20 protein-coding genes are annotated in these 23,262 nt (G+C 59.1%); 7 read left to right on the top strand and 13 right to left on the bottom strand.

Translation table 11 applies throughout. From position 1 onward, the window contains the following. Positions 1-15: 15 nt before the first annotated feature. The 3 genes from Q666_RS58435 to Q666_RS58425 form a co-directional block, all read right to left on the bottom strand. A complete protein-coding gene (locus tag Q666_RS58435) occupies positions 16-243 on the bottom strand; it encodes a DUF2783 domain-containing protein (protein WP_022997796.1) in 228 nt (75 codons plus the stop codon). A 3-nt stretch (positions 244-246) separates the two neighbouring features. Next, positions 247-1,857 carry an FAD-dependent oxidoreductase gene (locus Q666_RS58430; RefSeq protein ID WP_031268098.1) on the bottom strand — a complete coding sequence of 537 codons (1,611 nt, stop codon included), beginning with the start codon at positions 1,855-1,857 and terminating at the stop codon, positions 247-249. A gap of 74 nt (positions 1,858-1,931) precedes the next feature. Next, complete coding sequence (locus Q666_RS58425; RefSeq protein ID WP_022997798.1) at positions 1,932-2,474, bottom strand: VOC family protein; 543 nt, start codon at positions 2,472-2,474, stop codon at positions 1,932-1,934. A gap of 262 nt (positions 2,475-2,736) precedes the next feature. Here Q666_RS58425 and nthA point away from each other — a divergent pair, with 262 nt between their 5' ends. The 4 genes from nthA to Q666_RS58405 are packed head-to-tail and all read left to right on the top strand — an operon-like array spanning position 2,737 to position 4,838. Further along, positions 2,737-3,378 (top strand): nitrile hydratase subunit alpha, encoded by a 642-nt coding sequence (gene nthA, locus Q666_RS58420; protein ID WP_022997799.1) that lies wholly within the window; start codon positions 2,737-2,739, stop codon positions 3,376-3,378. Beyond that, entirely contained in the window at positions 3,375-4,037 is a 663-nt protein-coding gene (gene nthB / locus Q666_RS58415; RefSeq protein ID WP_022997800.1) for a nitrile hydratase subunit beta, read from the top strand. Before nthA ends, nthB begins: the two co-directional genes overlap by 4 nt. Beyond that, the gene (locus Q666_RS58410; RefSeq protein ID WP_031268099.1) at positions 4,027-4,377 is read left to right on the top strand and encodes a nitrile hydratase accessory protein; all 351 of its coding nucleotides are present in this window, start codon (positions 4,027-4,029) and stop codon (positions 4,375-4,377) included. The genes nthB and Q666_RS58410 overlap by 11 nt, the downstream gene beginning before the upstream one ends. Before the next feature lie 8 nt (positions 4,378-4,385). Next, positions 4,386-4,838, top strand: coding sequence for an isoprenylcysteine carboxylmethyltransferase family protein (locus Q666_RS58405; protein ID WP_022997802.1), 453 nt, complete (start codon positions 4,386-4,388; stop codon positions 4,836-4,838). 16 nt (positions 4,839-4,854) lie between these two features. Here Q666_RS58405 and Q666_RS58400 read toward each other — a convergent pair whose 3' ends face one another. After that, positions 4,855-5,745 (bottom strand): LysR family transcriptional regulator, encoded by an 891-nt coding sequence (locus tag Q666_RS58400; RefSeq protein ID WP_022997803.1) that lies wholly within the window; start codon positions 5,743-5,745, stop codon positions 4,855-4,857. Positions 5,746-5,846: 101 nt separating this feature from the next. Between Q666_RS58400 and Q666_RS58395 the strand changes: the two genes are divergently transcribed. After that, on the top strand, positions 5,847-6,134 hold the full coding sequence (locus Q666_RS58395) for a DUF1330 domain-containing protein (RefSeq protein WP_022997804.1): 288 nt from the start codon (positions 5,847-5,849) through the stop codon (positions 6,132-6,134). Between the two features lie 179 nt (positions 6,135-6,313). Here Q666_RS58395 and Q666_RS58390 read toward each other — a convergent pair whose 3' ends face one another. The 9 genes from Q666_RS58390 to Q666_RS58350 form a co-directional block, all read right to left on the bottom strand. Beyond that, entirely contained in the window at positions 6,314-6,907 is a 594-nt protein-coding gene (locus Q666_RS58390; RefSeq protein ID WP_022997805.1) for a class I SAM-dependent methyltransferase, read from the bottom strand. A gap of 62 nt (positions 6,908-6,969) precedes the next feature. Beyond that, positions 6,970-8,148 (bottom strand): ABC transporter permease, encoded by a 1,179-nt coding sequence (locus Q666_RS58385; protein WP_022997806.1) that lies wholly within the window; start codon positions 8,146-8,148, stop codon positions 6,970-6,972. Continuing rightward, a complete protein-coding gene (locus tag Q666_RS58380) occupies positions 8,145-9,170 on the bottom strand; it encodes an ABC transporter permease (protein WP_031268102.1) in 1,026 nt (341 codons plus the stop codon). Before Q666_RS58380 ends, Q666_RS58385 begins: the two co-directional genes overlap by 4 nt. Before the next feature lie 266 nt (positions 9,171-9,436). Next, the gene (locus tag Q666_RS58375) at positions 9,437-11,323 is read right to left on the bottom strand and encodes an ABC transporter substrate-binding protein (RefSeq protein WP_022997808.1); all 1,887 of its coding nucleotides are present in this window, start codon (positions 11,321-11,323) and stop codon (positions 9,437-9,439) included. Continuing rightward, on the bottom strand, positions 11,320-13,206 hold the full coding sequence (locus Q666_RS58370; RefSeq protein ID WP_022997809.1) for an ABC transporter ATP-binding protein: 1,887 nt from the start codon (positions 13,204-13,206) through the stop codon (positions 11,320-11,322). The genes Q666_RS58375 and Q666_RS58370 overlap by 4 nt, the downstream gene beginning before the upstream one ends. 290 nt (positions 13,207-13,496) lie before the next feature. Next, complete coding sequence (locus Q666_RS58365) at positions 13,497-15,374, bottom strand: adenylate/guanylate cyclase domain-containing protein (protein ID WP_031268104.1); 1,878 nt, start codon at positions 15,372-15,374, stop codon at positions 13,497-13,499. Positions 15,375-15,489: 115 nt separating this feature from the next. Beyond that, a complete protein-coding gene (locus Q666_RS58360; RefSeq protein WP_022997811.1) occupies positions 15,490-16,074 on the bottom strand; it encodes an NUDIX domain-containing protein in 585 nt (194 codons plus the stop codon). A gap of 17 nt (positions 16,075-16,091) precedes the next feature. Beyond that, positions 16,092-17,276 (bottom strand): CaiB/BaiF CoA-transferase family protein, encoded by a 1,185-nt coding sequence (locus Q666_RS58355; protein WP_022997812.1) that lies wholly within the window; start codon positions 17,274-17,276, stop codon positions 16,092-16,094. Positions 17,277-17,303: 27 nt separating this feature from the next. After that, the gene (locus Q666_RS58350) at positions 17,304-17,801 is read right to left on the bottom strand and encodes a class I SAM-dependent methyltransferase (protein ID WP_031268106.1); all 498 of its coding nucleotides are present in this window, start codon (positions 17,799-17,801) and stop codon (positions 17,304-17,306) included. 268 nt (positions 17,802-18,069) lie between these two features. Between Q666_RS58350 and pepN the strand changes: the two genes are divergently transcribed. Both pepN and Q666_RS58340 read left to right on the top strand, forming a co-directional pair. Then, complete coding sequence (gene pepN, locus Q666_RS58345; RefSeq protein WP_022997814.1) at positions 18,070-20,715, top strand: aminopeptidase N; 2,646 nt, start codon at positions 18,070-18,072, stop codon at positions 20,713-20,715. 156 nt (positions 20,716-20,871) lie between these two features. Continuing rightward, the gene (locus Q666_RS58340) at positions 20,872-23,226 is read left to right on the top strand and encodes a PAS domain-containing sensor histidine kinase (protein WP_022997815.1); all 2,355 of its coding nucleotides are present in this window, start codon (positions 20,872-20,874) and stop codon (positions 23,224-23,226) included. Positions 23,227-23,262 lie beyond the last annotated feature (36 nt).

Genomic DNA, 23,262 nt, shown 5'->3' with positions numbered 1-23,262 from the left:
TCCATCCCCTTCTGCTCAGGCTGCTTCCCTTTTCTTTGCCGCCTTCGGATTGGCCGCAAAGTCGATGGCGGCTTTGAGGACATCCGGATCGCCGATCTGGTTGGCGAGGATGAGGATCAGCCTGGCATTCATGCAGTTTGCTTCCTCGTCACTCATATGGCGCTGACTGGAGACCAGATACTCATAGAAGCCGTCCGGATCGGGAAGGTTTCGTGTCAGGTTCAGCTTCAGATTCAGGGGCATGGTTCATGCGCCTCCCATCGCAGTTTTCAAGGCGGCTTCCACCTTGTTGTCGTTGAAATAGCGCCAACGAGCGGCAACATGCTGGTCCGGGCGGATCAGGTAGACCGTGCCGGGAGCCGCGTCGTAGCGGGCTGCAAGGGTTCCGTCCTTGTCCTGCAGGTCCTTGCCCACACGCAAGACCCGGGCCTTGACGTTGCCGGCAGACACATCTGTTGCGGCTTCATCGCCAAAGACAAGCAAGGTGAACCCGTCGCCGATCTGGTTGAGGAACCAGGCCGCCTCACCGTTCACGTTCACAGGTGCGTCCGCACAGCACGTGCCCGGGGACATCTTGCCTGCGAAACTGGATTCGTCGGCCGTGTTGAGCGTGCTTTCGACATAAGGTGTGGGCGCCGACAGACGTCCGGAGTTGACCAGCGGCTTGGCAAAGTCGGTCACCTCGGAAAGATCCAGAACCGCGTCCCGGAACCTGCGAGAGGCCTCGTTTTTCGGTGTGATGAAATCGGTGGACCTGGTCGAGTTCAGCAGGTTGTCGTCCGCCGCGAAGGCTCGCTCCGTGTGGTAGCTGTCGATCAGACTTTCCGGGGCGTCTCCGTCCAGCACCAGTTTCAGCTTCCAGCCCAGATTGTCGATGTCCTGCACGCCGGTGTTGGCGCCGCGCGCGCCGAAGGGTGAAACCTGATGGGCAGCATCGCCCGCGAACAGTACCCGGCCATAACGGAAGTTATCGATCCGCCGGCAGGCGAACTGGTAGACAGAGGCCCATTCCAGCTCGAACTCCTTGTCCTCTCCCAGCATCGCCTTGACGCGTGGAATGATGTTTTCCGGCTTTTTCTCTTCTTCCGGATCGGCCTCCCAGCCAAGCTGAAAATCCAGCCGCCAGACATCGTCGCACTGCTTGTGCAGAAGAGCAGACTGCCCCCGGTGGAACGGCGGGTCGAACCAGAACCAGCGTTCGGTCGGAAAATCGGCCTTCATGATGATGTCGGCGATCAGGAACCGATCCTGGAAGAACTGGCCGGAAAAGCCTGCCCCGACCATCTTGCGTGTGTCGGAGTTAGCACCATCGCAGGCAACTACCCAGTCTGCTTCCATCTTGAAGACGCCGTCAGGCGTTTCGACGGTCAGTACGACATGATCGTCCCCCTGTTGCAGATTCAGGAGCTTGTGCTTCCAACGCAGGTCTATGAGGTTCGATTTCTGAGCCTCGTCGACCATGTATTCCTCCAGATAATATTGCTGGAGGTTGATGAAGGCCGGGATCTTGTGGCCGTCTTCCGGCAGAAGGTCGAATGTGTAGGCAAGGTCGTCGCGGAAGAAGACCTTGCCGATCTTCCATTCGATACCCTTGTCGATCATGCGTGTGGCGCAGCCGAGCCTGTCCCAGATCTCCAGCGGTCGCTTGGCGTAACAGACTGCGCGCGAGCCAATGGAAACGGTGTTGTTGTCGTCCAGAACGACGGTGGGGATGCCCCGCTGGGCGAAATCAAGCGCAGCCGTCAGTCCGATCGGCCCAGCTCCGATCACCACCACCTTGTGGCGCTTGACCGTACCTGTCTGCTGCTCCACCGACTGACGATAACTGTATTGCGGATATTGATAGGTCTGAAACATCGGGCTTTCCTCCCAGATCCGCCAAGGCGGCATCGATCGAACGGCATTTGCCGCACTGGCGGCATGTGTCTTGCTCACACATCGGCCAGCTCTTTGGCGTGCAGCCATTCAGCGTGTTTCGGGGCCCTTTTGGTTTTCGACCATTCTTCCAGCATCTGCCACTTGACCTCGTCCAGACGAGCCAGAAGCTGGTCTTCTTCGGGATCCGGGCAAGCCAGTTCGACACGGTGACCGTTGGGGTCGAAGAAATAGATGGAGTGGAAGATTGAGTGGTCGGTCACGCCCAGAACCTCGACACCGTTCTTTTCCAGGTGGTCCTTGAACGCAATCAGCTCGTCCCGATCCTTCACCTTGAAGGCGATATGCTGCACCCAGCGCGGCGTATTCGGGTCAAACCCCATTTCGGGTTTGGTCGGCAGTTCGAAGAACGCCAGGACGTTGCCGTTTCCGGCATCCAGGAAGACGTGCATGTAAGGATCGGGATCGTGGGTGGAGGGCACATGATCTTCGGCGATCGCCAGAACAAAATCCATGTTCAGCATCTTGCCGTACCATTCCACGGTTTCTTTGGCGTCCTTGCAACGATAGGCGACGTGATGCATCTGCTCGATTTTCATGGGACAGCTCCTCCAAATTAGTTACATATGTAACCATATAGCTCCGCAGCCCACCCGCCTTGATCTAAGTCAAATTGGTTACATTCGTAACTAATTTGACAACCAATCCACGCAACACCGTCACCCCGGACAAATGCGACCAGGTCGAACACCGATCCGGGATGACAGACCCTTCTCAAAATCAGGCGATCAACCTCGTGTTGGAATTGACAGGCCATGACCTGCGTTCTCATATGAGGTACCTGCCAGCGAGGAGCTTTCCATGTCCGCTCACGAGCACGATCATTCCCACGATCACGACCATTCCGAATTGAGCGAGATAGAGCTGCGTGTACGCGCTTTGGAAACGCTGCTGACGGAAAAGGGATATATCGATCCCCCTGCCCTGGACGAATTGATCGAGACTTACGAAACCAAGATCGGCCCCAAGAACGGCGCCCGCGTTGTTGCGCGGGCCTGGGCGGATGCAGACTACCGGGACCGGCTCCTGCAAGACGCGACCTCAGCGATCGCCGAGTTCGGTTTCACTGGCCGTCAGGGTGAACACATGGTGGCGGTCGAGAATACCGACCAGACCCACAACATGGTCGTTTGTACACTGTGCTCCTGTTATCCCTGGACAGTACTGGGCTTGCCGCCTGTCTGGTACAAGTCCGCTCCCTATCGGTCCCGCGCCGTGCGCGACCCGCGAGGTGTTCTGGATGAATTTGGCGTAAAGCTGCCGGATGATACCGAAGTTCGCGTCTGGGATTCGACGGCTGAAATCCGCTATCTGGTGATCCCCAAACGCCCTGCGGGAACAGACGGATGGAGCGAGGAACGTCTGGCAGATCTCGTCACCCGCAACAGCATGATTGGTACCGGCCTGGCGCTCGATCCTTCCGAACTGGAGGATGCGGCATGAACGGCGCCCAGGATCTTGGCGGACAGATGGGCTTTGGCCCCATCGAACTGGAAGAAAACGAACCCAACTTCCATGCCAAATGGGAAGAACGCGCGTTTGCGGTAACGCTGGCCATGGGCGCAACCGGCTCCTGGACGCTTGATGCCTCGCGCTTTGCCCGCGAATCCTTGCCGCAAGTTACCTACCTGACCTCCAGCTATTACGAGATCTGGACCAGGGGGCTTGAAAAACTTGTGCTGGCCAATGGCCTCGTTACGGAAGAGGAACTGAAACAAGGCCGGAAACTTGAAGCCGCGAAGCCGGTCAAGCGCGTGCTCGCGGCAGACGCTGTTGCCGGAATTCTGGCCAAGGGTGCACCGGTCGACCGAGAGGAACATCAGCCCGCCCGTTTCCGCGTCGGTGACAAGGTCCACACGCGGCGCATGAACCCAGAACACCACACTCGCCTTCCCCGCTATGCCCGCGATGCTGTCGGCACGATCGAGGCCATTCACGGCGTTCATGTGTTTCCGGATACCAACGCGCACGGCGAAGGCGAACAGCCGACCTGGCTTTATGGTGTCCTCTTCAAGGGGACCGACATCTGGGGTCCTGACAGCGATCCCAAGCTTTCCCTGCGTATCGATCTCTGGGAGCCCTATCTTGACCTTGCCCGATAAGTTTCTCGAAACGCCGCGCCTGCCGCTGGATGAAGACGGCGGGCCGGTGTTCGGTGCTCCCTGGGAAGCCAGGGTTTTCGCCATGACCGTGAAAGCCCATGAAGCCGGAGTGTTTACCTGGGGCGAATGGGCTGAAGCTCTGGGCGCCGAGCTTGCCAAGGATGGCGACGGAAGCGGCGAGACCGAAGGCTATTACGACCGTTGGCTGGCGGCCTTCGAAGGTTTGCTCACAGCCAAGAACATTGCCGCAGCCGGACAACTTGCAGACCTGCGCAAGGCCTGGGACGACGCGGCCAGGGCCACGCCGCACGGCGCACCAATCGTTCTTCAGAGGTCCTGAGGACGACCATGCGCCTGTTGCTTCCGCCTCCTGTCGTCGTCGGCATCGGACTGCTTCTGCTGTATGCAGGCGCCAGGCTGTTCCCGGCGCTGAACCTCACCTTTTCAGGTCAGACTTCGATCGCCGCGGTGTTCCTCATCGCCGGACTGGCAATTGGCGGACACGCGCTTTTTCGCTTTGTCATGGCGGGAACGACCTTCAACCCCATAACGCCGGATAAAGCCAGAACTCTGGTGACCCGAGGTTTCTACAGGGTGTCGCGCAACCCGATGTATGTCGCCGACGTTTTGCTGCTGCTGGCATTCGGCATCTACCTCGGCACAGCGACGGTTTTCGCCGTCGTTCCGGCTTTTGTCTGGTACCTGACCGAATTCCAGATCAGGCCTGAAGAAGAGCATCTGAAGCGCCTGTTCGGTCAGGAGTATCTCGACTATTGCGCGCGCGTTCGCCGCTGGCTCTGACAGCTGGCAACGTCACTCAATTCCCGAGGTAGAGACTGCTCTTTTCCTTGAAGGCGTCGGCCGCAAAGCGAAGAAAGGTTCGGACCCTGGCGACGTTCTTCAGGTCCGGATGGGTCAGGATCCAGATATCGAAGTAACGGCTCGGTTCGACGCCCGGCAGGCGGATCAAGTCGGGATCAGGATCCCCCAGAAAGCAGGGCAAACGGCCGATGCCCATGCCGGCCCGTACGGCCGCATGCATCGTGATCATGTCGTCGGTGACCGTTGCCACCTCGCCATTGGGGTACCGATCGCGCATTTCCTTCGGCACCTTGTTGCCCCACCATTTGAAGGCGATGAAAGGCACTGCCTGCGATGTGACCGTTTCGAGCGCCGCGTCCCGGTATCGGCGGGCAAAGTCTCGCGACACGTAGAAACAGCGGTTCTGGCCTGTAGCAAGACGGCCAAACAGGCTTTCATCGGGCTTGTCGGTGACACGCACCGCGATATCGGCCTCGCGCCGGTGCAGGCTCAGAATTTCGTTGGCCGCATTCATGGTGACGTCGATGCCCGGGTGCCGCTCCTTGAAGCGCGCGACAATCTCGGCCAGTTGCACCTGGAAAATCAGCTGTGCTGCCGTGACACGCAGCGGGCCTTCGAGTTCGGCATCCTTGGCGGCAATGCGCATGTCCAGCGCAAGCACTTCCAATTCCATCCGGCGGGCGGCTTCAACCGCCTCTTCGCCGGCGGTGGTCGGCGTGAACCCTTCCGGAAGACGGTCGAACAGACGTGCGCCGATTTCCTCTTCCAGCGCCGACAGCCGCCGCGACACAGTCGAATGCGTTACACCAAGGCTGCGGGCGGCCTTTGTCAGGCTGCCGGCATTGGCAATGGCGAGCACGAATTTCAGATCATCCCAGCTATACATGGCATGTGCATTTTTGCACAGTTCGGTTACGAATTTGAAGAATTTTTCGCAAGCTGCCTCTGCGATAGGTTTCCGGCATCTCAAGCAAAGGAGACTAAGAGATGTCCATTCAAGCGATTGCCATGATCACGGTGACGGATCGCGAAGCGCTCGGCGCCTATCGTGAAAAAGCTGCAGACGCTCTCGCCCGCCATGGCGGCAGCGTCATTGCGGCGGATCCCGAACCGCTGGTCCTGGAAGCGGCTATCGATGCCCCGAACATGGTTGCCCTGCTGTCCTTCCCCACGTCCGATGCCGCCAAGGCCTGGCATCGCGACCCGGACCTTGCCGATGTGCACGCCCTTCGGAACAAGGGCGGCAAGTCCACGATTGTCGTGCTTCCGGGTTGATCACCTGTCACTGGGCAAATCGTCCTCCCGAGGAGGATCACCAAGTGCACTCCAGGAACGGGGGAGCCGCTGCCTGAGCACGCCGCCCCCCCTGGAATCAAAACAGTCCTGCTTCCTCAGACCGAGGAAGCAGGACTGTGTTCGCCATATTCAATGCTGATTTTCGGGCTCTCCGGTGCTTATCGCACCGGCTTCACCAGGCGCATGCGCCAGGTGACGCCTTTCTTGTCGGAGACGAGACGATAGTCATCAAGCACTTCCCACTTGCTGGTATCGTCGGTTGCTTCCCAGAGCTTGTTGATCAGCTTGTTTGCACCTGACTCCGGCTTTTTCGGTGAATACATCGACAGCGCGATAACACCGTTTTCCTTCAGGAACGGGACGTAGCGGGCTACAACGGCAGCCGGATCATCCGCGAAGTGAAGAACCTCGTTGAAGACAATGGCGGAGAACGTTTCGCCTTCCTGCGCTTCGAAAGTGTGCATGTCGCCTGCCCGCAGGCTGGCGATGGCCGGGTCGACATTGGCGATCTGCAGGGAAGCCGGTGAAAGATCCATGCCGACATAGCGCTTAACGCCCATGGGCTGCAAACGCTCGTAGAGCAGGCCTTCGCCGCAGCCGATGTCGAGAACGTCATCCATGGAGCCGGTCAGGCTCAGCCACATGCCGATGATGCCATATCGACCACTTTCAGGAAGCGAGCGCAGGAAGGCCCAGCGACCGGCTTCATATTCCTCGTCCCAGCCAGCGGCGGTGGTGGCATTCTTCGACATTGTGACTTCCTAACAGCAAGACGGGCCAGAACGGCCCGCCGGTTCTTCAGATTTCAGATGCATCACTTATAGGGATCTGCCGCGTCGCGCAAACCATCGCCAAGGAAATTGAACGCCAGGACGACAATGATGATCGGCAACACCGGAGCCATCAGCCAGGGATAGACGGTCACCACCGAAATGTTCTGCGCTTCGTTCAAGAGAACACCCCAGGAAACCGCCGGCCGACGCAGACCGAGGTTAAGATAGGACAGCGCAGTCTCACCCAGGATCATGGACGGGATCGACAGCGTCGCCGACGCGATGATGTGGCTTGTGAAGCCCGGCAGCAGATGCCGCGTGATCACGCGCTTCGGCTTAGCCCCCATCAGGACCGCCGCCTTGGCGTATTCCTCTTCACGCAGGGACAGAAGCTTCGACCTGACGGCACGCGCTAGTCCTGGCCAATCCAGCAGACCAAGGATGATCGTCAGGCCGAAATAGATCCAGACGGGGCTCCAGGTGACAGGCAGCGCCGCAGAGAGCGCCATCCACAGAGGCAGCTCGGGAAGAGAGCGCAGGATCTCGATCGCCCGCTGGATCAGACTGTCGATCCAGCCGCCGAAATAGCCGGCGATCCCACCAAAGAAGAGCCCTAGAACAATTGAGATCACGACGCCGATCAGACCGACAGTGAGTGACAACCGAGCCCCGTAGACCAGTCCCGAGAACTGATCGCGGCCAAGCCGGTCCGTTCCGAACAGGAACATCGTGCCGCCTTCCGCCGGGCACACAAGGTGGAAGGACGCGTCCCAAAGCCCCCAGAACTTGTATTTTGCGCCGCTGCAGAAGAAGCGGAGCGGCTGGACATTATTCGGATCGTCTTTGAACACCCATTGCAGGGTTTCCATGTCGATTTCCGAGGTCATGCCGTAGACGAACGGGCCGACGAGCTTGCCTTCGTGAAACAAGTGGATCGGTTGCGGCGGAGCATAAAGATGCATGCTGTCGCGGCTGTTAGCGCCATAGGGCGCAATTACTTCGGCAAAGGGAACGCACAGGTAGAACAGGATCAGGACCACGCCTGACCAGACCGCTATTTTGTGGCGCTTGAATTTCCACCACATGATCTTCCATTGGGAAGCCTGGTAGAAGCGCTCCTGCTCGGCGGTCATCTCCTCGGTGACTGCCGGGTTGAACGGCGTCGGATCGACGTAATGCTCGACTTCGCGCGTGGGCGTGTTCTTCACGTCCATGGTCATGACGAGGCCCTCCCGCCAAGACGAATGCGCGGATCGAGAACTGCCAGCAACAGATCGGAGATCAGCATGCCGATCAGCGTCAACATGGCAACGAACAGCAGAATGAACCCTGACAGGAACTGGTCTTGCGATTGTAACGCGGACACAAGAACCGGCCCGACTGTCGGAAGGCTCATCACCACCGAAACGATCACCGAGCCAGAAACAAGCGACGGGATCAGGTTGCCGATGTCGGCGATGAACGGGTTGATGGCCATGCGCAGGGGATATTTGACCAGCAGGTGGTTTTCCTTCAGCCCCTTCGCCCGGCCCGTGGTGACATATTGCTTGTGAAGCTCGTCAAGCAGGTTGGCGCGCAGGCGCCGGATCATGGCCGCCGTGCCGGAGGTCCCGATCACGATGGTGGGCACGATCAGATGCGCCAGCACCGACATTGCCTTGTCGAAGCTCCAGGGCTGATCGATGTACTGAGGATCCATCAGGCCACCGACGGACAGGCCGAACCAGCGATTGAAGAAATATAGCAGAATGAGCGCAAGCAGAAAGTTTGGGGTGGCAAGACCGATATAGCCCAGGAAAGTGAACCCGTAGTCCCCCCAGGAATACTGACGCGTTGCAGAGAAAATACCGATGGGGAACGACACCACGTAGACAAACAGGATCGTCGCGAAGTTCAGGACCACGGTCAAGGGAAGTGTCGGTCCTATGACCTGCTCCACCGGCTTGTCGAATTCGAACGACCAGCCCCAGTTGCCCTGGATCAACCCGTCGAAACCGTGAGGTCCCGGCCAGAGGCCGACCCAGATGAGGTAGCGCTCCATGAAGGGACGATCGAGAGAGAATTCCTTTCTCAGGAACTCGAGCTTGGCAACCGAGGAACTTTCACCGGAGGACTTCAGGGCAGCAATCTGGTTGGAAATGTAATCACCGGACGGCAACTCGATGATGAAGAAAGTCAGCAGACTGATCACCAGCAAGGTGGGACCCATCATCAAAATACGTCGGACAATGTAATAGAGCACCTAAACTCCCCTCAGCCCCGGCACTTTGCGCAAATCAGGCTCTGATTTCTGCACTTAAAGTCAAATTCGGTTTCGATAGTATGACGTTTTTCAACCAAGAGTCAGTCCCCGGAAAAACGTCTGGCGGAACAGGCCGGATCAAGTCAGCCCGTCGCCTTTAAAGCGTTCGGTTCGGATAATCTTCCGAACCGAACGATATCTCTGGCAGTTTCCCCGGCCGGTTGGTGTCAGAACCAGCCGGACCGGAAAACAAGCGGAACTGCGGTTTACTTGGCCATGTAGAATTCATCCATGCGGTGAATTCCGAAATGGGCGCCGGGATCCCAGCCGTAGATACCTTCAAGCGGTACGTTTTCGACGTTCTTGATCACCACCGGCTGACGAACGCCGGAAACCAGACCGATATGAATGGTTTCGTCGGCATGGATCTGGAGCATTTCTTCCCAGATCTCGGTGCGCTCTTCCGGCGTTCTGGAGCTCAACCATGCGGTATAGAGTTCCATCAGACGCTCGGCCGGGGCCCAGTCGGGTTTTTCGCCGCCCTCACCCTGGGTTTCGAAGTAGTCACCCCACTTGTGCCACGAAAACGCGTCGCCACGCACAGGAGCAAAGTCTTCCGGCGGCATTTCGGACGTCGGAATGCCGTTCTCGAAGCCGGACCAGACAGACATCAGCAGGTCACCGGTGATGGCGCGCTCGCGCATGTTGTCACGCTGGCTCGGCTTGGCAAACAGAGCGACGCCGATCTCTTTCCACATTTCCTTGACCAGCTCCAGGGCGTCATCCTGGACTTGTTCCTCGCCAGCGGTCTCCACGATAATTTCCAGCGGACGGCCATCGGACATCAGACGAATGCCGTTTCCGTTGCGCTTGGTGAGGCCGATTTCGTCCAGAAGCGCGTTCGCCTGTTCCGGATCGTATTCCGCCCACTTGGTGGTGAACTCGGCCTTGTAAAGCGGGCTGGACGCCAGAACCGTGTCGTTGCCCGGTGTTCCCAGCCCGAAGAACAGGACCCGGTTGAGCAGGTTGCGGTCGATCCCGAGCGACAGGGCATGACGGAACTTCGTGTTGCGCATCAGTTCACGCCAGACCGGATCCTTGACCGTCAGGTTCGGCAGGATCGAGATCTCCGCACCCTTGGTGTTGGACCAGAGCGCGGTGACATAGTCATTGTCCTTTTCGCCCTTCTTCAGGACGGTAATGTCGGCGAAGTTGAGGTTACGTGCCTGCAGGTTGCTTTCACCAGCCTGTGCCTTGGCCGGGATCAGCTTGCCGTCGGCAACCGTCATGATGATTTCGTCGACATATGGAAGCTGCTGACCGGTGCTGTCGACCCGGTGATAGTATGGATTGCGTTCCAGAACGAAGCGCAGGTCGCTGTCATCGCGGTTGCGCACCCAAGGCTGCAACGACGGCATGTCGACGTTCTGCGCGTTGTACATGTCGTCTTTTTTGTTATGGAGCGGTGCCCAGTCCCGCGCCTTCACCTTTGCAGCTTCCTTGGCGATCACATCAGGATCGCCGTATTTCTCGTGGAACTGCTTCAGATAGTGGGCTGGCCGATAGATGAACGGCGGACGGGACTTTGCCAGTTCCGGCAGGAACAGCGGGTTCGGCGTATCCCAGGTAAAGCGGACGGTGGTTTCGTCCAGGACCTCGAACTTGGGGCCTTTGCCGTTGGCCAGCAGGTACGGCGGCAGACCTGACGGGGTCAGGCTTTCGTTGCTGACAATGTCCTCGAAAAAGTAGCGGAAATCCTCGGCACCGAAGGGATGGCCATCAGACCACTTGTGGCCGGCGCGCGTGTGAAGCGTGAAAATGCGGCCATCTTCAACATCGACGTTCGCCAGGATATCGGGAACCAGTTCCAGTTGCTCGTTGTAGCCAACGAGGCGGGCATAGCCCCAAACGTTGATCAGTCGGACATCCTTTGCCCGGCCGATCAGGGTGTCGATCTTGCCTCCCGGCTTGCCGACGGTTCGACCCTTGGCTTCAAGATCAACGATCAGAGGGTCGGAGGGAACCCGTTCCGCCACAGGTGGCAGAGACGGATCAAGGCCCGGTGTTTCCTTCAGCTCCAACGCGGCCAGTGGCCCCGCTATCAGAGCGACGGTCAGGAAAAGACCGGCCCTTACGGAATTCAAAAACTTCATGCTGCAGTCCCCTCAAGCGCCCCGGCATTCTTCAGGCCAGGTGCGCAGACAAAGTGATCCGGTTCCATTTCCACCAGCGACGGCGCCTGGCCATCGGTCAATCGGAAAGGTTCCGGCCAAGATTGCGGCTCCGATGCTCTGTTGGCATCTAGGGCGGCAAAATCCAGTGGTGCCGACAGGTCCGGCTCGGGCACGGCCGAAAGCAGTGCTTTCGTGTATGGGTGCAGCGGATTGCCGACGACAGTTCGTGTTTCGCCCATCTCAACCAGTCGTCCACGGCACATGACCGCGATCCGGTCGGCAACATAGTCGACGACAGCCAGGTTGTGGCTGACAAAGAGATAGGTCAGGTTCAGGTCGCGCTTGAGATCCTGCAGAAGGTTCAGGATCTGCGCCTGTACCGAGACGTCGAGCGCCGAGGTCGGTTCGTCGCACAACAGGAATTCCGGGTTCAGCGCGAGAGCTCGAGCGATCCCGATGCGCTGGCGCTGACCGCCGGAGAACGAATGCGGATAGCGGCGCAGGAAACGCGGGTCGAGCCCCACCAGGTTCATCAGATTGCGTGCGCGCTCGGCCCGCTCCTGAGGGGTGCCGATGCCGTGCACCTCAAGAGGTTCCATCAGTGTGTCGTTGATGGTCATGCGCGGGTTGAGCGAGGAGAACGGGTCCTGGAAAATAAGCTGCACGCGGCGGCGATAGTCCATCAGTTCCGCGCCCTTGAGCTTGGAGATGTCTTCCAGCCCCTTGCCGCGATTGTAGAGGACATTGCCGCCCTCGATACCGATTGCCCTCAGGATGGCCTTTGCCGCGGTGGTCTTGCCGGAACCCGATTCCCCTACGAGACCGAGACACTCGCCGCGGCGGATCGTCAGGTTGATGCTGTCTAGCGCGGTCATGGTCTTGACCTTGCCACCAAGGAAAGACCCCTTGCGCAAGGTGAACCGTTTGGTGACATCGCGCATTTCGACCAGGGGCTCGCCCGGCTTGACATCGCAATGCGGGCGATTGGCCGTCAGTTCCTCCGAGCGGACCTTGATGGGCCGGATCGGCACCAGCCGCTCGTCCCGGTCCATGTGGAAGCTCGGGACCGCGTTGAGCAGAGCCTTCAGATAGTCGTGCTTGGGATTGGAGAAGAGCTGCTGCGCAGTGCCCTTTTCCATGATGCGGCCATGATAGATCACCGCGATTTCATCGGCCATGTTGGCGACCACGCCAAAGTCGTGGGTGATCATAAGGACGGACATGCGCAGTTCGGCCTGAACTTCGCGAATGAGTTTCAGGATTTCCGCCTGAATTGTGACGTCGAGCGCGGTGGTAGGCTCGTCCGCGATCAGCAGCGCGGGGCGGCAGATCATGGCCATCGCGATCATCGCGCGCTGGCGCAGCCCGCCTGAGAGTTCGAACGGATAGGTGTCGAGAGCGCGCTCGGGATCGGGGAACTGGACCAGGCTCAGCATGGTCTTCGTCAGTTCGCGTGCCTCGGCGCTGGAAACATTGCGGTGAAGAAGTGCGGCTTCGCCGATCTGGTCGCCGATGGTATACAGCGGCGACAGCGACGTCATCGGCTCCTGGAAAATGATCGCAACCCGGTTGCCGCGCAGGTGCCGCATCTGCGGTCCCTTGCGCTCAAGCGCAGCGATATCGACAGGCGGCTCCGCGCCGGTCGGATCCGCCAGGATCACTTTCCCGGATGTAATGGATGCAGCCTGGGGCAGAAGACCCATGATCGTCTGCGATATGACCGTCTTGCCCGACCCGGATTCGCCCACCAGCGCGACAGTCCGGTTCTCGGGTACGACAAATGACACATTGTCGACCGCCCGGACCTGACCTTCCGCCGTATTAAAATCAACCGTCAGTCCCTCAATCGAGAGAACATTCACCGCGCATTTCCTCCCAGGCAAGGATTGTCTGACAGAGGCTTACTAAGCCCTCATTGCATTTGAAAGACAACCAAATTCGCCAGTGGATAGCAATGCAGGATTCATGAAAACAAACTGTGATGTTCGTCACAGTTTGCAAGAGCAGACCCGTTCCGCCACTCGATTAACGGGTGCAACCGAACGTTAAACTGCAATTGTCGAACGAACCCGAATTCTTTTTTTCTGCGTTCATCTGAACACGAAACAGACTAGCTGGAAGCCTGGCGGGCGATCCAACGGTCCGGAAGGAATCACTCCGCGGCAGACACCGGCCGCTCCACGGGCCTGTGTACAGGCTTTGACTGCGGAAAGGGATCGAGCCAATAGACTTCCATCTGCCCGCTTCGGCCGCGCAAGTGATGCGCGCCGACCGGCCGCTGGTGCCGCTCACCAGGCAGATGCGCAACGGTGTCCGCACTCGCCAGGATGACGACTTCCGGGTTTTCGGGAACTTCCTTGCCAAGCGTCTGCAGGCGTTCGGCCGCGTTCACGGTGTCGCCGACAACGGTATAGTTCCAGCGATCAAGCGCGCCGACATTGCCGACAACCGCCGGGCCGGTGTGAATACCGATCCGAAGCGCCATCTGCGGACGCCCCTGGGTGACCGCGTTCAGATTCGACTGATGCAGCGCGGCTGCAATCCGGCGTGCGGTTCTGACAGCAGCCTCCGCATGGTCCGGGCGGGCATCAGGCGCGCCCCAGAAGGCCAGCATGCCATCCCCCAGGAATTTGTCGACCGTGCCGCCCTCGCCTTCGACAGCCTCGACCAGGATGGCGAAATGGTCATTCAGCAGGCTGGCGGTTTCTTCCGCACTCAGGTGCTCGGACAAGGCCGTGAACCCGACAATATCGGTAAAGAGGATCGTGAGTTCGGCACCACGCGCCTGTGCAGCATTCCCGCCTCCCAATCGCATCAGCTTGATGAAGAGCGAGCGCGGCACATAGGTGTTCATCGCCTTGAGGCCTTCAACCATGGAATTGAAGGCGAGCGCCACCTGATCGATCTCCGCAACGCGGCTGCGCGGCAGGGGCTCTACTTCGTTAAGAGACAGGCTGCCGATACGCTTGGACTGAACTGCAAGGTACCGTAACGGGCGGGCGACGCGCCGCCCCATCCAGAATGCGATCAGCACCGACACAACCAACGCGCCGAAGCCGACGAACATGGAACCCGCAAGACGCCGCAGCTCCCGGGAGACCGTCGCGCTGAGGTAATACTGCCCGACAGTCCAGGGCCGGTCGCTGAAACCATCCAGCTGGGCCTTCATGACGATATATTCTTCGTTGTTTGCATCAACGGTGGAGACGTCGATGCCGAGTTCCGCGGCTTTCTTGAATTCGTCCAGCTTTTCTTCATTTACCATGGCAGCCAGAACGGGGTCGCCGATGGTCTGCCAGGAGCCCGGCAACTTGTCCTGAATGCTGCCGCCGGTCTGGAGCCAGGGAGCGTCCGAATGCAGGATCACCTGATCGCCGTCCGCGATGATGAAGACGGTGTTGTCGCCGCCCTCGTCCTGCGCAGAAACGATGTGGGCAAGTTCTTCCATGGACGTCGCAGCCGTCAGCATGCCGGCAACCTTGCCGTCCCGCACCAACGGCACCGAAACATTCGCGAAAAGACCGACCTCGTGTTTGACGAGCGGGCCCCAGGTCGGCGGACTGTCGGCGCTCAATTGCGGCATTTCCTGCATGTTCATGCCGGGTGGCGGTGCGTCGGTTTCAATCCGCCACAGTTTGCCGGTCGGTGCCCGATAGATCCCCAGCTTGCTTCTGTCGGTCGAAGTCACCACCAGTGTGGTGATGTCGTGATTGGATTTCAGCGCGATCGAGAGATCCTGCAGCGTCCTTTCCGTATCGTCGAAGCCGAGCGTGCCGTCGTCGAAATAGGGCTTCAGGCCGATGATCGCGTTTTCGACAGACACGAAATGCGTCCGCAACTGCGTCTCGAGCGCCTGGGTGCTCAGGATCGTCTTGTCGTTCAGCAGGGAAAACGTGTTGCGAAAGTTGGCCGAGACAGACAAGCCCAGCACAAGACCGATCGCAATCGCAACAAACGCACCGAACCCCAGCCCGACGATAGTCGTCAGGGGCAGCATTATGCGCCGGCCGGTGCGTTTCGATATTTTCATTGGGCGGTGACCCTTGTTGCGAACAGGCAGCTTACCTGCATGACGGTTTCCGTCAAATTAAGGCAAGCTTTCGACTTTCCACCGCAAAGGACTGCCACCGCGATGTCTTTTGCCTTTAGCCGGTCAATCGACGCAGGGCCAGTTCCTGCAGCAAGATAATGGTTTTTGCGTCCATGATTTCACCGGAGCGGATCATCTCGAGCGCCTGGTCGAGGGGAACGTGCATCACCTCGATATCTTCGCCCTCGGTTTCCTTACCGCCACCTTCGGCGACCTTGTCCTTCAGATGGTATGTCCCGCGGAAGAATGCCACATATTCGGTTACGGATCCCGGACTGCTGAAAGCATCGAAGAGATGTTCCAGGTCCGAAACCTCAAATCCTGTTTCCTCGATCAGCTCCGCCCGCATGCGATCCTCCGGATGCGCACCTTCCAGAAGACCGGCGGGTGCTTCGATCAACATCGGGTCTCGGCCGGCAGCCCAGACTGGCAGCCGGAACTGGCGCGTCAGCAGCACGCAATTGCGTTCCGGATCGTAGAGCAGGCAGGTTGCGCCATGCCCTCTGTCGTAGACTTCACGCACCTGCTCCTGCCAGTCGCCGTCCCGGCGCCTGTACTCGATCCGGTGGCGGGTCAGCGTTCCCCAGGAATTGGACAGAACTTCGCTATCGGAGACCTTGAGGTAATCCGGGGTGCTCATGGCAGTGCTTTCTTCGTTCAGGAGTTCGGGTCAGACGTGATGCCCAGTTCCTTCAGGATTTCTTCCGTGTGCTCGCCAAGTGCCGGTGCGGCGCGGTCCAGCACGAGTGTCCCGTTCCGAAACCTGATGGGCGTGCGGACGGAGGCAACGGAGCCGCCTTCGACACCGGTCGCCGGCAGGTCGACCTTCATATCCCGGTGCAACACCTGTTTGTCGTTGAAGACATCTTCCACGGAATTGATCGGTCCGGCCGGAACACCCTCGCCTTCAAGCGCGGCCAGGAGATCGTCGCGGGCTCTCGTCGACGTTTCCGCCGTCAGGATCGGCACAAGGTCCGAGCGGGCGGCAACCCGCGCTGCGTTGGTGGCGTAGCGGGGATTGTCGGCAAGTTCCGGCAGGCCAAGAACAGCACAAAGGCGCCTGAACTGGCCATCATTGCCAACCGCGATGATCAGATGCCCGTCGCTGGCCGGAAAGACCTGATAGGGAACGATGTTGGGATGCGCATTGCCCAGTCGTTTCGGCGCCTTGCCCGAAACAAAGTAATTGAGCGCCTGATTGGCCAGCACACCGACCTGTGCATCGAGCAATGCCATGTCGACCCATTCGCCTTCGCCGGTTTCGTCGCGGCGGCGCAAGGCGGCAAGAACGCCGATGACACCGTAAAGCCCGGTAAAGATATCCGCGAACGCCACCCCGATTTTCTGCGGGTCGCCTTCCGGGTCCCCGGTCAGATCCATGATGCCGCCCATGCCCTGGATCATGAAATCATAGCCGGCCCGATGAGCGTAGGGCCCGTCTTGGCCGAACCCGGTGATCGAACAATAGATCAGCTTCGGATTGACCTTGGAAAGGCTGTCGTAGTCGAGGCCGTATTTGGCGAGCCCACCGACCTTGAAGTTCTCGACCAGAATGTCAGCATCCGCCACCAGGCGGCGAACGAGGTCCTGACCTTCCTGTGTGCGAAAGTCGACCGCAATGGAACGCTTGCCGCGGTTACAGGCATGAAAATAGGCGGCATCCCGGTCCGCGCCCGCCTCGTCCTTGACGAATGGCGGTCCCCAGCCCCGGGTATCATCGCCTTGCGGGCTTTCCACCTTGATGACGTCTGCCCCCAGGTCCGCTAGGGTCTGGCCCGTCCAGGGCCCGGCCAGAATGCGGGCCAGTTCGACAACCTTGATGCCTTTGAGCGGCGCGGTCATGTGTCTCTTCCTGAATAGTGCCGACGGTCAGGCTTCTGATGTCTTGCGATAGATATGATAGCGACCCCGGTGAATGCCATCCGGCTTTTTCAGGGTCTCGTAATTCGGCAGGTTGAGTTCGAGCGCGCACAGGATAATTCCGCCAACGGCCATGTGGGCATCTATTGAAGGAGCCAGCCAGGAAGCTGTCGCAAGGTCATTTGTAGGATCAGCCGAACCGATGTCGATATGGGCGAACGACGCCTTCGCCCCGATCCGCGGCCCGCAGAAAACAAGCGTGTCGCGAATGTTGCCGAGGATCATGTGATGCGCGTCCGGAGCGCAGCTCGGGTGGCAGTCCATGGCGAAATCGAATACGAAAATTTCCTTGTTCGGATAAATCTCGCGCAAGTGGTCATAGGTTCTGCCATTGCCCAACCCGAGTTCCAGGATAGGTCCGTCGACTTCGTTGACCTTGTCGACCAGAAATTCGAGCAATGTTTTCTGGGATGTCATTCGACGAATAAAACTGTCCAAACGGCTCATTAAAAAATTCCCTGCAACTTACGACGCTCCTGACATAGACAATGCCCCGGCTGCCGTCAAAACCTCCCGTCCGTATTTAGGTGTTATCAAAGGCTGACGGAATACCAGCCCTTGCGGAAGGTCAAACAGGACTTTGCCGTAATCTGCGATCATGCTAACGCCTTAGCTCATCCTCACATTTCCATGAGGGTGCGGTTGCGGCCTCCAAAAAGGGCCTTTCGGCCAGGCACAGGCGGGCAATTGCGCCTAACATCAGCAGGAGAATTCGATGCGTTCAGAAACGGCGCCGGCCATACGGCTGGAAGACTATCAACCGCCACTTTATCGCATCGACAAGGTCGCCCTGAACGTTGAACTCGCCCCGGGCGCAACCCGCGTGACCGCGACGCTTGAGGTCAGCAGGCAACCGGGAACAGAGGCCGGCGCCCCGCTTGTGCTGGATGGTGACGAATTGTCACTTGCGGGCATCAAGCTGAACGGCGAAGCGCTTGCCGAGACTGCCTATGCAGCGACAGCCGATCGTCTCGAACTTGCCTCACCGCCTGCCGATCCGTTCGAGCTGACACTCGTGACCGAACTCGATCCGGACGCGAACACGAAGCTGATGGGGCTCTACCGCTCCTCGGCAACCTATTGCACCCAATGCGAGGCCGAGGGCTTTCGCAGGATTACCTATTTTCTGGACCGACCGGATGTCCTTGCCGTTTACACGACACGTCTGGAGGCCTCGAAGAAAGACTGCCCCGTTCTCCTGGCCAACGGCAATCTGACGGAGACAGGGGATATCGACGGCACCGGCAGGCATTATGCCGTGTGGCACGACCCGCACCCCAAACCGGCCTATCTGTTCGCACTGGTAGCGGGCGATCTCGCCGAAGTTCCGGACACGTTCACCACCATGTCCGGCAAGGAGGTCGCACTCAACATCTACGTCGAGCATGGCAAGGAGAGCCTGTGTGACTGGGCCATGGATTCCCTGAAGAGGTCCATGCGCTGGGACGAGGAAGTGTTTGGCCGCGAATACGATCTGGAGGTGTTCAACATCGTCGCCGTGTCGGACTTCAACATGGGCGCGATGGAAAACAAGGGCCTCAATATCTTCAACGACAAGTACGTTCTGGCCGACCCGGAAACGGCAACCGACCAGGATTATGCCAATATTGAAGCCGTGATCGCACACGAATACTTCCACAACTGGACCGGAAACCGCATCACCTGCCGGGACTGGTTCCAGCTGTGCCTGAAGGAAGGCCTGACGGTGTTCCGCGACCAGGAGTTTTCGTCCGACATGCGCTCGCGCGCGGTCAAGCGCATTGCCGATGTGCGCTTGCTGAAGTCGCATCAGTTTCCGGAGGATGCAGGCCCGCTCGCACACCCCGTGCGTCCGCGAACCTATCATGAAATCAATAACTTCTATACGGCGACTGTCTATGAAAAAGGCGCCGAGGTTGTTCGCATGCTGCAGACGCTTTTGGGCGAACAGAAGTTCCGGGCCGGACTGGACCTCTATTTCGACCGCCATGACGGCGAAGCAACCACAATCGAGGCATTCCTTTCCTGCTTCGAGGAAGCATCGTCCACCGATCTTGAACAGTTTTCGCTCTGGTACGAGCAGGCAGGAACACCAGTCGTGTCGGTGGAAACGGAATATGATCCCGACCGCAAGTCCTTCACCGTTTCATTGTCCCAGGAAATCCCGCCCATTGCCGGCCAGAAGTCCAGCAAACCGGCAGTCATCCCGCTTCGTTTCGGGTTGATCGGCCCGAATGGCGAGGACATGGAAACAGGCTCCGTGGAGGGTGCCAACGTCGCCGGCGATGTGCTTGTGCTCGACAAGGCTCACCAAGACGTCGTCTTCCACAATGTCGCCGCCGCTCCCGTTCTGTCTCTCCTGCGCGGTTTCTCCGCACCCGTTCGTCTGAACCAGCCCCTGCATTCCGAGGAACTCCTGTTTCAGGCAGCACAGGATCGGGACCCGTTCAATCGATGGCAGGCGGTGCAGACGTTGGCGATGCAGGACCTTGTGAGGCTTGCCGATCTGGTCCGTGACGGCTCGGAAGGCACGCCGTCCGAAGACGTCATCGGTGTGTTCGCGTCTGTTCTGGGTGAAACCCAGCTGGATGAAGCCCTGCGTGCGCAGGCACTCACATTGCCCAGCGAAGCGGATGTCGCACAGGAAATCGGCAAGGACGTCAACCCGGACGCCATTCACACGGCCCGTCAGATGCTGCGGCGCGCAGTTGCCGCCCGCATCGCATCTTCCCTCGTCCCGTTCATTACCGTCCAGTCCGCAGGTGGGACCTTTTCTCCGGATGCGCAGGCAGCCGGAAAACGAGCGCTCGCAAACCGTTGCCTGCATTATTACGCAGTCTCCGGCGCAGCCGATGCGACTGACCTGGTCTGGTCGCGGTTTGCCTCTGCCGACAACATGACTGACCGCCTCGCGGCCCTCACCCTTCTGGTACACGACCATATGCCACGTGAAGAGGAAGCGCTTGCAGCTTACCGCGAGCGGCACACGGACAGCTCTCTGGCCATGGACAAGTGGTTCATGACCCAGGCCACCGCACCCGGCAACGAAACGCTGGACCGGGTCAAGGCATTGATGTCGGACCCATCCTACGATGCCGGCAACCCAAACCGTGTCCGCTCGCTGCTGCAATCCTTTGCCACCGGCAACCCGACACAATTTGCCCGGATGGATGGTGCCGGATTTGAACTGATCGCCGAATCAGTTCTGGAGATCGACAAGCGAAATCCACAAGTGGCATCGAGACTTCTGACGAGCTTCCGCTCGTGGCGCGCACTTGACCCACAAAGAAGTGCCCTTGCTGAATCTGCCCTCTTGAGGATTTCAGCATGCGAAAATCTGTCGAGAGACAGCCGTGACATCGTCGACAGAACCTTGCAGTAGTCTGCAATACTGAGAAAGGTTAACGAAAGAACGGAAAATCCGGATTTGCGTTAACCATTTTATTCTTTGACGGGTCTGGACAAAAACAGACGTTTTGATTCAAATGGAAGTGATTCGGGGCACCCCCGACGCGGCGGTTTTTGAGGCACACTTCCTATGGCGAGAGCATTAGCTGGCGACGCATCTGCGCGGCGCGGCGAGAAGGAGTCTGAGTGGGAGACAGACGCAGGCACAAAACGCCTGCCTCTGCGCACCCTCCTCGGCGCTCTGGCCGAAAGCCTGGCCCGCTCCGATAGCCTGATGCGACGCCTCATTCCCGGCCTCGCCATCATCTTCATCGTCATACTCGCCCTGTTCCGCACCGGCGACCTTGTCAGCGATTACACCCGGACCCAGGAAAACGCCCAGGTTACGCTCAGCCTGATGGCAACTGTCGTCGCCAGCGGCCTGATGTCGTCGGAAAACGATCTGCCTGAAACGGGCTACCGGACGACGTTGAAACGTATCCTTGCCGACAGTCTGCCCACAGGGGCGACCAGCAAAGGCCGCATTTATCTCGTTGCGGACCAATCCGGCACCATCGTTGCCTCGGCACCGCTCCAGCCATCGCTTGAAAGCCGGCCGATCAGCGACCTGCTCGGCCCGTCACAGCCGCTCATGGTGTTTGGCGCCCGTGCCGGCGTGATGCCGGTTGCCACCAACCTTGGTACAGGCCGGGGCCAAGAACAGGTTCTCGCAACGGTTCATCACCTCGACGGCCGCCTCGGAATGGTGGCGGTGCTGCAGCCGGAAAACGAGATCTTCAGCCAGTGGCGGGATGACCTTTCGGCAAATGTGACGCTCTTCGTCGGAACTTCGCTGGTGCTGCTTGCGGTCATCTACGGCTTCTTCAGTCAGGCGACCCGCGCGGAAGCGGCCGACGACATGTATGCGGCAACCCGTGCCCGCATCGACACCGCCCTCACCCACGGCCGTTGCGGACTGTTCGACTGGGATCTGTCACGCGGCAGAATGTTCTGGTCGTCTTCGCTGTACGAGCTGCTCGGACGCGAACCCAAGGACGATATTCTCAGCTTTGCCGATGTCGCAGACATCACCCATCCCGATGACATCGACCTTCTGGGCCTTGCCGAGCACCTGCTGGAAAGCGGTGAAACCCTGGTCGATGAGACCTTCCGCATGCGCCACGCCGACGGAAGCTGGATTTGGCTTCGCGCCCGCGGTGAAATCCAGTCGGAACCCGGCCGTGCCGAGCCGCACCTCATCGGTATCTGCATCGACATTACCGAGCAGCACGAGCTTGCCGAACAAAGCCGTATGGCAGATCTTCGCCTACGTGATGCGATCGAGACAATCTCGGAAGCTTTCGTTCTGTGGAATGCCCGAAACGAGCTTGTGATCTGCAATTCCAACTATCAGTCGCTGCACAGCCTGCCGAACGCCGTGATCAAGCCTGGCACACCCTACAAGGACGTGATGGCAGCTGCCTCCAATGCCGAAGTAGCACCGCAACCGGTCACTCTTCGCCAGCGTGGCGGCGCTCCTGATGGCTCCTACGAAGCGCAACTGGAAGACGGTCGTTGGCTGCAGATTTCCGAGCGGCGCACCAAAGACGGCGGTTTCGTGTCTGTCGGGACCGACATTACCCCGCTCAAGAAACACGAAGAAAAGCTGATCGACTCCGAAAAGCGGCTTAGGGCAACCGTTTCCGATCTCCAGAAGTCCCGCCAGACCCTTGAGGTTCAGGCCCGGCAGCTGGTGGAAATGGCAGAGAAGTACCAGGAAGAGAAAACCCGGGCGGAAGCCGCCAACAAGGCCAAGTCCGAATTCCTGGCCAATATATCTCATGAACTGAGAACGCCGCTCAACGCCATCATCGGCTTCTCCGACATCATGACGCAGGAAATGTTCGGCCCCGTCGGCACCGACAGGTATTCCGACTACTGCAAGGATATCTATTCTTCCGGCACTTACCTGCTGAACGTGATCAACGACATCCTCGACATGTCCAAGATCGAAGCCGGTCGCATGAGTATCGAGACCGAAACGGTCAATGCGTCGGAGTCGGCCGAAGATGCCAGCCGGATCGTCACGGGAGCTGCGACCGAGAAGAACATCACCGTCACCACCGATGTCGTTGAAAACGTCTCGGTGCACGCAGACAAGCGGGCGCTCAAACAGATCCTGCTGAACCTGCTGGCCAATGCGGTGAAGTTCACGCCGGACAATGGCACCGTTACGCTCAGGGCACGGCCGCGCGGAGACAAGCTGCATTTCGAAGTGATCGACACAGGCATCGGAATTTCGGAGCGCGATATAGAACGCCTCGCTCAACCCTTCGTGCAGGTGGAAAACCAGTTCACCAAGACCCACCAGGGCTCGGGCCTCGGTCTAGCCATCGCCCGCTCGCTGGTTGAACTTCATGGTGGAGCGCTGGCAATCAAGTCGGAAGTCAAGAAAGGCACCACTGTCAGCTTCACCTTGCCGCTTGCGGACAAGGAAGCCGCCTGAAGGGCTTTACCCTCCAGGCGAGCCAGGTTGTCCGTA

Source organism: Labrenzia sp. C1B70 (assembly GCF_000475395.1).
Classification (GTDB): Bacteria; Pseudomonadota; Alphaproteobacteria; order Rhizobiales; family Stappiaceae; genus Roseibium; species Roseibium algicola.
This window is presented reverse-complemented; position numbering and strand designations above follow the sequence as displayed.

Coding starts and splice junctions, on each gene's coding strand:
- Q666_RS58355 (WP_022997812.1), bottom strand. CDS start 17,276: ATGACCGCGCCGCTCAAAGGCATCAAGGTTGTCGAACTGGCCCGCATT.
- Q666_RS58375 (WP_022997808.1), bottom strand. CDS start 11,323: ATGAAGTTTTTGAATTCCGTAAGGGCCGGTCTTTTCCTGACCGTCGCT.
- pepN (WP_022997814.1), top strand. CDS start 18,070: ATGCGTTCAGAAACGGCGCCGGCCATACGGCTGGAAGACTATCAACCG.
- Q666_RS58430 (WP_031268098.1), bottom strand. CDS start 1,857: ATGTTTCAGACCTATCAATATCCGCAATACAGTTATCGTCAGTCGGTG.
- Q666_RS58400 (WP_022997803.1), bottom strand. CDS start 5,745: ATGTATAGCTGGGATGATCTGAAATTCGTGCTCGCCATTGCCAATGCC.
- Q666_RS58390 (WP_022997805.1), bottom strand. CDS start 6,907: ATGTCGAAGAATGCCACCACCGCCGCTGGCTGGGACGAGGAATATGAA.
- Q666_RS58405 (WP_022997802.1), top strand. CDS start 4,386: ATGCGCCTGTTGCTTCCGCCTCCTGTCGTCGTCGGCATCGGACTGCTT.
- Q666_RS58340 (WP_022997815.1), top strand. CDS start 20,872: ATGGCGAGAGCATTAGCTGGCGACGCATCTGCGCGGCGCGGCGAGAAG.
- Q666_RS58435 (WP_022997796.1), bottom strand. CDS start 243: ATGCCCCTGAATCTGAAGCTGAACCTGACACGAAACCTTCCCGATCCG.
- Q666_RS58385 (WP_022997806.1), bottom strand. CDS start 8,148: ATGACCATGGACGTGAAGAACACGCCCACGCGCGAAGTCGAGCATTAC.
- Q666_RS58425 (WP_022997798.1), bottom strand. CDS start 2,474: ATGAAAATCGAGCAGATGCATCACGTCGCCTATCGTTGCAAGGACGCC.
- Q666_RS58395 (WP_022997804.1), top strand. CDS start 5,847: ATGTCCATTCAAGCGATTGCCATGATCACGGTGACGGATCGCGAAGCG.
- Q666_RS58365 (WP_031268104.1), bottom strand. CDS start 15,374: ATGAAAATATCGAAACGCACCGGCCGGCGCATAATGCTGCCCCTGACG.
- Q666_RS58350 (WP_031268106.1), bottom strand. CDS start 17,801: ATGAGCCGTTTGGACAGTTTTATTCGTCGAATGACATCCCAGAAAACA.
- nthA (WP_022997799.1), top strand. CDS start 2,737: ATGTCCGCTCACGAGCACGATCATTCCCACGATCACGACCATTCCGAA.
- nthB (WP_022997800.1), top strand. CDS start 3,375: ATGAACGGCGCCCAGGATCTTGGCGGACAGATGGGCTTTGGCCCCATC.
- Q666_RS58360 (WP_022997811.1), bottom strand. CDS start 16,074: ATGAGCACCCCGGATTACCTCAAGGTCTCCGATAGCGAAGTTCTGTCC.